The following is a 9,917-nucleotide window of genomic DNA, read 5'->3' on the forward strand; positions in this document are numbered from 1 at the left end:
TTCACATGCCGACACGCAGTGTCGTCCCATGTCACAACGCACATTCCGGGACGCCGATGTTTTTGGGGGGTGCGGGGGCGCCACCAGACCCCGCTCACACTAAGTGCTTCTAGCCCTCACGAACGCCTACGGCGCGCACCTGCAGCTCGCATCTTGACCAACACGACAAACAGTAGCCAAGCCACCGCAGCCTGACCAAGGCGCACCGGCAGGCGATCCATGAATGTCAGATGTTGCACCCCTTGTGCTTCTGAAACGCAGAAACGGGTGACGCTGACGCTTGTTTCACCTTCGCTGTTGGTCCATTCGTCCGAGGTGCTAATGAGTTCCGCCCCCGGTTCTTTGCACAATAACGGCGCAAGTGGGGCATCGAGAATAGGCAACATTAACTCGATAGGGAAAACCACAATGCATCCAGCGATGATGTACGAGACCACACCGGCTACAAGAAGCCCGCCGAAGCTATTTTTCTTGCTTTTAGCGGTTAGAGATTCTTTTTGGCTTGTCCGCTGCTGACCAACCGACGCTGACGAATTAATCACGGGAAATGACCTCCCCGGTCTGAGGATCAAATTCGAAGCTCACAAGTCCAATTCGCGGACCTTTCACGGTTCCGTGCAGTGACACATTCTCTGTGCGCTGGGGAACAGGTGCGTCCTGAACCTCGCCCCCGGGGGCTGCTCCCTGCGCGTCAGCCACAATCGTTTCGTTGCCTACTCGCACCATGAGGTCAAAGCCCGTGATTTCTGCTCCGTCGACTTCGTCACGCATATTGCGGATGAGAGTGGCAGGATCCTTACGAAAAATAGTCGGAATATCTTGTGCCAAGAAATACGAGTCAGTGCTGTTTTCCCTTGGCGAAGCCTTCCGGGAGGGCTGTGAGAAAACCCAGTCGTTTTCTACCGGATTCTGTGCGTTGAGCACATCACCAACGAACGAAAAGTTTGAACCCTGAAAACTGATTCGCCGAAGTTGAGTTTTTTCGACGTCGTCATACCCACCGTGCTGAGCGAAGTCATGGAGCGCCTGTTCGACCCGTGGCGCTGCGATGCCTCCTCCACGCTCAAACATCTGTTGAGCAAATTCTTCTTCGCTGATTACACCAATTGCGCATGCGGAAGTAGCAAGAGCTACGAGGGTAACTACGACAATTGAGCGAATGAAACGTGCCAATGGTCTTCCCTTTCGAAAGGCCATATGAGTTGCCGTGAGCACATGCGTGCATCCGTACTATTGTTTACCCAAAGATTAGCACCATTCTGGTGGCCCACTGCGCCCAAATCCGCGCCTATTCCGCCGTCAACACATGCGTCACACAGGAGCGATTTCTGCCACGAGTTTCCGCAACGCCTTGCCCCTGTGACTGATCGCGTTTTTCTCTTCCGAGGACAGCTGTGCCGCACTCACGTTCTCGCCGTCTGGTTGAAAAATCGGGTCGTAACCAAAGCCACCGTCTCCCACTGGTTCCCGCAGGATCGTGCCACGCATTTCCCCGGTACATACCACCTCGGCGCCGGCGTTCACGTACGCGGCCGCACACACAAAGCGAGCACCGCGCCCACGGTCTGGAATGTCGCTTAACTGTGCAAGGAGCAGCTCCAGGTTCGCGCGGTCATCGCCGTGCTCCCCCGCCCAGCGGGCAGACAGAATCCCCGGCGCAGAACCCAGCACATCAACGACCAGACCGGAATCATCAGCAATCGCAGGCAAGCCGGTCTCTTCAGCAACAGCGCGAGCCTTAATGAGCGCGTTCTCTTCGAACGTCAGCTCATCTTCAACAACATCAGCCAATCCCAGCTCGCCAGCCGTGACGACCTCGGCGGTGGGAATCACCTGCGACAGAATCGCCTGCAGTTCAACTTTCTTACCGGCGTTGTGGGTTGCGAGAACAAAACGAGTCACGGCTACCCTTACTGATCTGAACCGCGCACCAGGTCTTGTGCCAGAGCACTGGCCTGAATCCGGGCGAGTTCCGCACACCCGTGCTCCGCCAAATCCAGCAACGACCCCAGTTCAGCGCGGTCGAACGGGGCGCCTTCCGCGGTTCCCTGCACCTCCACGAACGCGCCCGAGCCAGTCATGACCACGTTCATGTCGGTTTCGGCGGTCGAATCCTCTTCATACGGCAAGTCCAGCACGGGCGTCCCGTCCACAATTCCCACGCTGATCGCGGCCACGGAGTCCTTTAACACCTCGGCGTTCTTAGGAATCCACCCCAGCTCCTTGCCTTTCGCAACCGCGTCGACGAGCGCAACATACGCACCCGTGATTGCGGCCGTGCGCGTGCCACCGTCGGCCTGCAACACGTCACAGTCCACCTGGAGCGTGTTCTCGCCAAGTTTCGACAAGTCAAGAACCGCACGCAAACTACGGCCGATCAACCGGGAGATCTCGTGTGTCCGTCCCCCGATCTTTCCCTTGACGCTTTCGCGGGAACTACGGGTGTGGGTGGCGCGTGGAAGCATGGCGTATTCGGCCGTGGCCCAACCGCGCCCTTCGCCTTTCATCCAGCGCGGGACGCCTTCGGTCAGCGAGGCTGCGCACAGCACTCGCGTGCGTCCGAACTCCACGAGCACGGAACCTTCCGCGTGGTCGAGCCAACCGCGGGTGATCTTTACCTCGCGCAGTTCATTTGCTTGGCGTCCGTCAAATCGCACTGTTTCTCCTTGCGTTGGGATGGGTTGGTTGTGGCGGGAGCCGGATTAGCTGGTTGGGGCGGGGTTTCCCGAGGTCGTTCAGGGAACCGTGTATGTAGTCAGTGGCGCCGCGATTTCGGGGGTGCTCCCAAAAGCTCCCGTAGCTTCTGTACGCACCTTATCTTCGCTGGTCCACGGCGGTATGTGTGTGAGCATGAGGCGTTTAACACTTGCTGCTTGCGCAACTTCACCCGCGCGCTTACCGGTAAGGTGAATGCCCCGAACAGTGTCGCGGCCTTCTTCAAAAGCTGCTTCGCACACGAATAGATCAGCTCCGTGAGCGGCCGCCACCAGTCCGTCGCACGCATCTGAGTCGCCCGAATACGTCAGCACGGCACCATTGGCGTGCTCAATACGAAGCGCATAGGTTTCCACCGGGTGTTCCACCAAATGAGGTATCACGGTCAGTGGCCCAATTGTGTGTCGTGAGCCGGGCGTGAGGTCCTTGAACTCGAACGCGGAATTGAGAGTCGATTCATCTGCGTTTTTTCCAGGCCCTGCTGCCAGTCCGGCGGGTGTGCGGTGGGCTGCTTGGAGCCGGTCCTCGCTCCCGCCGGGCCCGTACACGGGAAGTTTAGGGAGAGGCGTGTCAGCGAAGAAGAATTCGGGGTCGTATGTGCGCAGCACGTACAGGCCCGTGACGTCGAGGCAGTGGTCGGGGTGGAGGTGGCTAAGGAATACCGCGTCGATCTGGGTGTGTGTGAGAACCGTTTGGAGCGGCCCCAAAGCACCAGAGCCCAGGTCCAAAACAATGTTGGTGGTTTTCTCCCCGTCGTGTGCACTCACCACGTAGCAACTAGCCGAAGATGCCGGCCCAGGGTAGGAACCAGAAATCCCTACCGCTGTGATCGAAAAGTCAGTCATTGTTAAGGCCCTTCGTTCCCGAGGTCGTTGCCGCCGGCCTCGTCATCCTCGCCGAGGTCGGGGAGAGCTTCCAAAAGAATAGTCGTGATACGGTCCTGTGCCCAGGTGAGAAGTTCATACACGTTCACCGTCATGACCGTGCTTTCGGGCTGTTCGTCGAGCGTCTCCAGCAGGTTTTCAAGGTCAGATTCGGTCGCGATTCCCAGCCGGGTCGCAAGGATTAGACGCACGTCGCCCAAGGCAGTAGCCCAGGCTCGGGCTTGCTCCTCCGTGAGTTCCGCCCTGCCGGACCTGTCCAAGGTGAATAGTGCCGTTCGGAAGTTCGCCAGCTTCGACTCGCGAATGTCTCGTTCAGTCAACCGTCTGAACTCTGTTGCACGCTCCGAGTCTTCGGCGTCCACGTCCGGGAGAAGTCGGAGCACAGCTGGGTCGGTGGGTCGCTCTCCAGAGCTCATTCCTACCAGTATGGCTAGTTCATCTGCTTCAGTTTCGGCGTCGTCGCCACCGAGCAACTCTGCAGCGTCAGAAAAAAGTCCGGCGAGAAGACGACGTTCAACTGGTTCGACTTCAACAATTGCCGTAAAGCGCGCACTGGGCGTGATCTTCATGCGTCAGCCTTCTTACACGTAGCCCACAGTCCAAAACCATGCATCGCTGCCGTGTCACGTTCCATCTCTTCACGCGTCCCGGTTGCAACAACCGATTTCCCGTTGTTGTGGACTTCCATCATCAACTTGTTCGCTTTAGCCGGCGAATACCCAAAGTAGCTTCGGAAAACATACGTCACGTACGACATGAGGTTCACTGGGTCATTGAACACAATAGTTACCCAGGGTGAGTCAGTCGCAACGACTTCGTCAACCTCTGGCTCAGCTAAGGTGCTCATGGAAGTGCTCACATATTCACCATATGCGAAATATGATTGTGACTCGCAGTAGGAAGGTGCAATAGGATCACAGGTATGAGTGATCTCACACGCCAGTCCACGGCACTTCTCACCGATCAGTACGAACTCACCATGGTTCAGGCTGCTCTGGAATCCGGCCGCGCAGAACGCATTTGTCTCTTTGAAGTTTTTGGACGCAGGCTCCCTCCCGGTCGCCGTTACGGCGTGGTCGCAGGAACCGGACGTTTCTTAGAGGCACTCGAAAACTTCACTTTCGGTCCTGATGAACTCGCTTTTCTCAAATCAGCGAACATCCTGGACGACACCACTCTGGACTGGCTTGAAAGTTACACATTCACGGGAAACATTCGAGGGTACGCAGAAGGGGACATGTACTTCCCTCACTCCCCCATCCTCACCGTTGAAGCAACCTTTGCGCAGGCTGTAGTCCTCGAAACGCTCATCTTGTCCATCATGAACTACGACACGGCCGTTGCGTCCGCTGCTTCCCGTATGTCACGGGCCGCCGGTAATCGTCCATGTGCAGACATGGGTTCACGCCGAACCCAGGAGTATGCCGCAGTGGGTGCAGCACGTGCCGCAGTGATCGCCGGATTCGCGTCGACTTCGAATCTGGAAGCAGGAAGGCGCTACGGGCTCCGCACAATTGGAACCGCTGCTCACGCTTTCACCCTTCTCCACGACACCGAACGCGAAGCTTTCGACGCCCAAGTCAAAGCACTAGGCAAAGACACCGTCCTGCTTTTAGACACCTACGACGTCGACGAAGCACTCAAAACCGCAATCGAAGTCGCGGGCACTGAGCTGGGTGGGGTGCGCATTGACTCGGGTGACCTTGGAATCCAGGCGACAGAGGTCCGCGAAAAGCTCGACGCACTCGGCGCCACCAATACGAAAATCACTGTCACCTCGGACCTGGACGAATACGCAATCGCGTCCCTCCGAGCCACCCCAACCGACTCCTACGGAGTAGGAACGCGCCTAGTCACCGGTTCAGGCTCCCCCACAGCAAATTTGGTGTACAAACTGGTGGCCCGCTCCGACAACGGTGAAGACTGGGTCTCGGTTGAAAAGAAATCTGCTGGCAAGGGATCGCACGGTGGGTTCAAGCAGGCCGTGCGCGCGCTCGAAGGTGGCGTGGCAACTGAAGAGGCAATCGGAGTGCCTACTTTGCCGGAAGAAGTTTCCAGTGGTCGCCCGCTCACCGTTGACCTCGTGGTTGACGGCCAAATCGTCGATGGGTTCACCGGCCCGGAAGGTGTGGAACGAGCACGCGCCCACTACCACGACTGCATTCGCGAACTGCCCCGTACCGCGCACCGCTTGCAGGACGGTGAGCCGGCTATCCCCACCGTGTACTACAACGCATAACATGAGCGGGGTTACAGGCTTTCACACCTGTAACCCCGCTCATGTAGGTTCACTCAGCGATTCACTCAGTATTCGACAACCACGCGGCCGTCGATCTTGCCGTGGACCATTTCATCAAACACCGCGTTAATGTCGCCCAAAGGACGCTTAGTAAACGTGGGGTGGATGAGGCCACGCGCGTAGAAGTCCAAAGCTTCTTCCATGTCGCGACGGGTTCCCACAATCGAACCACGAATCGTCAGACCCTTAAGCACAATGTCGAAGATCGGTGCAGGGAACTCACCTGGTGGCAAACCGTTGAACACAATCGTGCCACCGCGACGAGTCATTCCAATCGCCTGACCGAAAGCGTCTGGGTGCACGGCTGTCACCAGAACACCGTGACTTCCACCCACTGCTTCCTGGATCGCTGGAACTGGGTCGTTCGCGAATGCGTTGACAACCACCTCGGCCCCGTGCTTCTTAGCAAGCTGGAGCTTGTCATCAGCAATGTCTACAGCAGCAACTCGCATTCCCATGGCAACCGCATACTGGACTGCAATGTGCCCCAGACCACCTACACCAGAGATAACAACCCACTCACCGGGCTTCACCTCGGTTTCTTTCAGACCCTTGTACACCGTGACACCCGCACACAGAACCGGCGCGATTTCATATGGGTCAGCACCCTCTGGGATGAGTGCGCAGTAACGGCTGTCTACCAGCATGTACTCGCCGAACGAACCGTCGACCGAATAGCCACCGTTCTCCTGCTTCTCACACAACGTCTCCCAGCCGGTTTCGCAGTATTCGCACTCACCACACGCGCTCCACAGCCACGCGTTACCAACCAAGTCACCTTCCTTTACGCGCGTGACGAAGTCACCCACCGCGACGACCTTTCCAACACCTTCGTGGCCAGGAATAAAAGGAGGTTCTGGTTTGACCGGCCAGTCACCGTGTGCGGCGTGAAGGTCGGTGTGGCACACGCCAGACGAAATGTTTTTCACAAGCGCCTGGTATGGACCGGGTTTGGGAACATCTACTTGTTTGACTTCGAGGTCTTTTCCAAACTCATTGACGACAGCTGCATTCATTGTTTCGGACATGGGGGCCAACTCCTTCGTCGCTATAGATCGCAGATTTTCTGCAAGACACACATAGTGCATCTCTTATGAATCCTATTGACGAGTCATGGCCCATGTGAATACCCGATGCGAAATTTATGAGCGACCCACAAACCACCGTTGCAGGGTTTTGATCCTGTCTTGGATCTGTTCGCGCGAAGCCTGCGCTACGGCGGGGCCACCGCACGCGCGACGCAGTTCAATGTGGATGGAACCGTGTGGCTTGCCGGTGCGTCGGGCCCATGCCCCCACCAGCGATTGCAGTTTATTGCGTTCCTCTTTCATCGCTTTGTGTTCAAGTTCGTCAGGGTCTTCGGTGGGCGTGACCCGACCCTTGCGTTTGGACTGTTCTGATTGGCGTGCACGCAAAAGGTGGGACACTTGCTCGGGTTCGAGCAGCCCGGGCAGGCCAATGAAGTCCAGTTCGTCGTCTGAACCTACGGCTCCCCCGGCCCCAAATTCGCCACCGTCGTAGAGCACCCGGTCAAAAGACGCTTCTGCTGACAAGGCTTCATATGTTCCTGTCGCTAAGTCCCCCGACGCAGATTCGTTGCGGTTCGCCTCATTGAGGGCTTGATCGTCAAGTAGCCCTTGTTCCTCGTCGTCTTCGGATCGCCGCACATCGAGAGCGTGGTCGCGTTCAGTTTCCAGGTTGTTGGCAAGAGCCAGGAGCACAGGCACACTGGGTAAGAAGATCGAGGCGGTTTCTCCGCGTTTGCGGGCTCGCACGAAACGTCCCACGGCCTGCGCAAAAAACAGCGGGGTGGCTGACGAGGTCGCGTACACGCCCACTGCCAGTCTGGGCACGTCCACACCTTCGGACACCATGCGGACCGCGACCATCCAGCGGCGGTCGGAGTTTTGGAACTCCTCGATGCGGTCGCTGGCTCCAGCTTCGTCCGAAAGCACCACGGTCACGTCTTCGCCCGCAATTTCTTTGAGCTGTTTGGCATATGCGCGGGCCACTTGCTGATCGGTTGCGATCACCAGCCCGCCTGCGTCAGGCACTGTGCGTCGTACTTCGGTCAGCCTGCGATCTGCTGCCCGGAGAACTGCGGGGATCCATTCGCCTTTGGGGTTCAGTGCAGTCCGCCAGGCTTGTGCGTGGACGTCTTTTGTGGCGTCTGCGCCCAGGATGGCTTCCATTTCGTCTCCGGCTTTTGTGCGCCAGCGCATGTTGCCGGAGTAGGTCATGAAAATGACGGGGCGCACCACTCCGTCGCCTAGCGCGCGGGAGTATCCGTAGGAGTAGTCGGCTTGCGAGGTGCGTATGCCTTCGTCGTCGGGGACGTAGGTGACAAAAGGAATCGCCGAGGTGTCCGACCGGAAGGGCGTTCCGGTGAGGGCGAGTCGGCGGCGGGCAGGTTCGAAAGCGTCACGTACGGCGTCACCCCAGGACAGCGCATCACCTGCGTGGTGAATCTCGTCGAGGATGACGAGCGTGCGGTACTTTTCTGTGCGGTTTTGGTGGAGCACCGGCTTCGCGGCCACTTGCGCATACGTGACTGCAACCCCGTGAAACCCTGGCGCTGAGCGTCCTTGTGAGTTCTTGAAGTTCGGGTCAAGTTTGATTCCCACTCGACCGGCGGCTGCTGCCCATTGCACCTTAAGGTGTTCTGTGGGAGCGACGACGGTGACTCGGTCGACTTTGCGCTGAGCAAGCAGTTCGGATGCTAAACGCAGGGCGAAGGTCGTTTTACCTGCTCCCGGAGTTGCGACTGCTAAGAAGTCGCGAGGTTCATTGCGAAAGTACTGTTCGAGTGCCTCAGCCTGCCATGCACGCAATTTTCCCGCTGTTCCCCACGCGGCGCGTTCGGGGAAAGCGGGAGAAAGGTGTTCGGCGGCAGAGGTTCCTGGAACCCTACCAGTGTTCACTCGTCGTCAGGCTCCTGACCTTCTGGCATGGATTCGTAGATTTCTTTGCACAGCGGGCAGACGGGGAATCTTTGAGGGTCTCGACTGGGGACCCATACTTTGCCACACAGAGCTACCAGGGGCGTACCTGTGACCATGGATTCCATGATCTTCGCTTTGGGTGCGTAATGTGAAAACCGCTCGTGATCACCGGGTTCGGTCAGTTGTTCCTGCAACTCGCGGTCGAGTGTTGCTGTGCCACCGGTACTCGGATAGGTTTCAGTCATGCCCCCTATTCTATCCAGTGACTTTGTGGACGACTACCGCCGGTTGAGTGATTCAATTGCTTCTGGCGTGGCAGTGGTCACTGTTGGTGAGGGATCTAGGCTCACAGGGGTCACAGTCGACTCGTTTCTTGACGTGTCGTGGGACCCGCCAACCATGCTGGTGTCCGTTCTGACGTTGTCACGGATCATGGATGTGTTGGAACCTGCGCCCATGTTTACGCTCAGTGTGCTCAATAGTGATCAGGAAGATATCGCAGCGTGGTTAGGCGCGTCTGGGCAACCGAACTACGGTTTGCTAAACGAGATTTCCACCGTTGAGGGTGAACGAGGACCCGCGCATATTGCAGGCGCGTGTGCGTTCTTCGAGATCGAGGTGGTCCAACGTCATGTGGTTGCTACGCACACGTTGTTTTCCGGGCCGGTTGTTGCGCAAGGTGGTAGTCCCGACACACCATCGTTAGTGCGAAGGAACCGAGTGTACGGAACAGTTCGGTGATGTGTTTGTGGGCATGACCAGTAAGTAGGTCGGGCCTTACCGTTTTGTGTTGAATATGAGAAAAGAGGAGGCCACGGTTTCGTGGTCTCCTCTTTTCTTTTAGGTTGATTTTGCGGCGGTGTCTTACTCTCCCACACTCTCTCGGGTGCAGTACCATCAGCGCTGTCAGGCTTAGCTTCCGGGTTCGGAATGGTGATCCGGGCGTTTCCCTGACGCTATAACCACCGCAAAAAACAGTGGGGGCACACACAGTGCGTGTGCACGGTGTTGTTTCTTGTGTTGTTCGTGTGGACGCGAGTCGTTATGAAAAGTTCGTGATGTCCAGGTTTGTTGTCC

General features: G+C 57.5%; 12 protein-coding genes and 1 rRNA gene. 2 read left to right on the forward strand and 11 right to left on the reverse strand.

Features of this window, described 5'->3' with window-relative positions; all coding sequences use genetic code 11:
* Nucleotides 1-116 precede the first annotated feature (116 nt).
* The 7 genes from HMPREF0183_RS11525 to clpS form a co-directional block, all read right to left on the reverse strand.
* On the reverse strand, nt 117-542 hold the full coding sequence (locus tag HMPREF0183_RS11525) for a hypothetical protein (RefSeq protein ID WP_005886338.1): 426 nt from the start codon (nt 540-542) through the stop codon (nt 117-119).
* Nucleotides 535-1,173 (reverse strand): hypothetical protein, encoded by a 639-nt coding sequence (locus HMPREF0183_RS11530; protein WP_040349115.1) that lies wholly within the window; start codon nt 1,171-1,173, stop codon nt 535-537. Before HMPREF0183_RS11530 ends, HMPREF0183_RS11525 begins: the two co-directional genes overlap by 8 nt.
* A gap of 138 nt (nt 1,174-1,311) precedes the next feature.
* On the reverse strand, nt 1,312-1,902 hold the full coding sequence (rdgB, locus tag HMPREF0183_RS11535) for an RdgB/HAM1 family non-canonical purine NTP pyrophosphatase (protein WP_005886342.1): 591 nt from the start codon (nt 1,900-1,902) through the stop codon (nt 1,312-1,314).
* Between the two features lie 8 nt (nt 1,903-1,910).
* Complete coding sequence (gene rph, locus HMPREF0183_RS11540; RefSeq protein ID WP_005886344.1) at nt 1,911-2,657, reverse strand: ribonuclease PH; 747 nt, start codon at nt 2,655-2,657, stop codon at nt 1,911-1,913.
* A gap of 78 nt (nt 2,658-2,735) precedes the next feature.
* Nucleotides 2,736-3,560, reverse strand: a complete 825-nt coding sequence (locus HMPREF0183_RS11545) for an MBL fold metallo-hydrolase (RefSeq protein ID WP_005886345.1) — start codon at nt 3,558-3,560, stop codon at nt 2,736-2,738.
* Nucleotides 3,561-3,562: 2 nt separating this feature from the next.
* A complete protein-coding gene (locus HMPREF0183_RS11550; RefSeq protein ID WP_005886347.1) occupies nt 3,563-4,168 on the reverse strand; it encodes a DUF2017 domain-containing protein in 606 nt (201 codons plus the stop codon).
* Nucleotides 4,165-4,446, reverse strand: a complete 282-nt coding sequence (clpS, locus tag HMPREF0183_RS11555) for an ATP-dependent Clp protease adapter ClpS (RefSeq protein WP_083801510.1) — start codon at nt 4,444-4,446, stop codon at nt 4,165-4,167. Before clpS ends, HMPREF0183_RS11550 begins: the two co-directional genes overlap by 4 nt.
* A 75-nt stretch (nt 4,447-4,521) precedes the next feature.
* On the opposite strand from clpS, the gene HMPREF0183_RS11560 reads away from it, so the two are divergent.
* Nucleotides 4,522-5,838 carry a nicotinate phosphoribosyltransferase gene (locus HMPREF0183_RS11560; RefSeq protein WP_005886351.1) on the forward strand — a complete coding sequence of 439 codons (1,317 nt, stop codon included), beginning with the start codon at nt 4,522-4,524 and terminating at the stop codon, nt 5,836-5,838.
* A gap of 65 nt (nt 5,839-5,903) precedes the next feature.
* Here HMPREF0183_RS11560 and adhP read toward each other — a convergent pair whose 3' ends face one another.
* The 3 genes from adhP to HMPREF0183_RS11575 form a co-directional block, all read right to left on the reverse strand.
* On the reverse strand, nt 5,904-6,926 hold the full coding sequence (gene adhP, locus HMPREF0183_RS11565; protein ID WP_040349116.1) for an alcohol dehydrogenase AdhP: 1,023 nt from the start codon (nt 6,924-6,926) through the stop codon (nt 5,904-5,906).
* A 114-nt stretch (nt 6,927-7,040) separates the two neighbouring features.
* Entirely contained in the window at nt 7,041-8,819 is a 1,779-nt protein-coding gene (locus tag HMPREF0183_RS11570; RefSeq protein ID WP_005886354.1) for a DEAD/DEAH box helicase, read from the reverse strand.
* The gene (locus tag HMPREF0183_RS11575; protein ID WP_005886356.1) at nt 8,816-9,085 is read right to left on the reverse strand and encodes a DUF3039 domain-containing protein; all 270 of its coding nucleotides are present in this window, start codon (nt 9,083-9,085) and stop codon (nt 8,816-8,818) included. Before HMPREF0183_RS11575 ends, HMPREF0183_RS11570 begins: the two co-directional genes overlap by 4 nt.
* On the opposite strand from HMPREF0183_RS11575, the gene HMPREF0183_RS11580 reads away from it, so the two are divergent.
* Nucleotides 9,084-9,581 carry a flavin reductase family protein gene (locus HMPREF0183_RS11580; protein ID WP_005886359.1) on the forward strand — a complete coding sequence of 166 codons (498 nt, stop codon included), beginning with the start codon at nt 9,084-9,086 and terminating at the stop codon, nt 9,579-9,581. The two genes, HMPREF0183_RS11575 and HMPREF0183_RS11580, sit on opposite strands and share 2 nt — an antisense overlap.
* A 110-nt stretch (nt 9,582-9,691) precedes the next feature.
* On the opposite strand, the gene rrf is transcribed toward HMPREF0183_RS11580, so the two are convergent.
* Nucleotides 9,692-9,810: ribosomal RNA gene (rrf, locus tag HMPREF0183_RS11585) — 5S ribosomal RNA — on the reverse strand.
* Between the last annotated feature and the right edge of the window lie 107 nt (nt 9,811-9,917).

It is taken from the genome of Brevibacterium mcbrellneri ATCC 49030 (genome assembly GCF_000178455.1).
Lineage (GTDB): Bacteria > Actinomycetota > Actinomycetes > Actinomycetales > Brevibacteriaceae > Brevibacterium > Brevibacterium mcbrellneri.

What these genes read in the sequence shown, in the direction of transcription:
- HMPREF0183_RS11545 (WP_005886345.1), bottom strand. Translation starts at nt 3,560, where the DNA reads ATGACTGACTTTTCGATCACAGCGGTAGGGATTTCTGGTTCCTACCCT.
- HMPREF0183_RS11550 (WP_005886347.1), bottom strand. Translation starts at nt 4,168, where the DNA reads ATGAAGATCACGCCCAGTGCGCGCTTTACGGCAATTGTTGAAGTCGAA.
- clpS (WP_083801510.1), bottom strand. Translation starts at nt 4,446, where the DNA reads ATGAGCACCTTAGCTGAGCCAGAGGTTGACGAAGTCGTTGCGACTGAC.
- HMPREF0183_RS11560 (WP_005886351.1), top strand. Translation starts at nt 4,522, where the DNA reads ATGAGTGATCTCACACGCCAGTCCACGGCACTTCTCACCGATCAGTAC.
- adhP (WP_040349116.1), bottom strand. Translation starts at nt 6,926, where the DNA reads ATGTCCGAAACAATGAATGCAGCTGTCGTCAATGAGTTTGGAAAAGAC.
- HMPREF0183_RS11580 (WP_005886359.1), top strand. Translation starts at nt 9,084, where the DNA reads ATGCCCCCTATTCTATCCAGTGACTTTGTGGACGACTACCGCCGGTTG.
- HMPREF0183_RS11575 (WP_005886356.1), bottom strand. Translation starts at nt 9,085, where the DNA reads ATGACTGAAACCTATCCGAGTACCGGTGGCACAGCAACACTCGACCGC.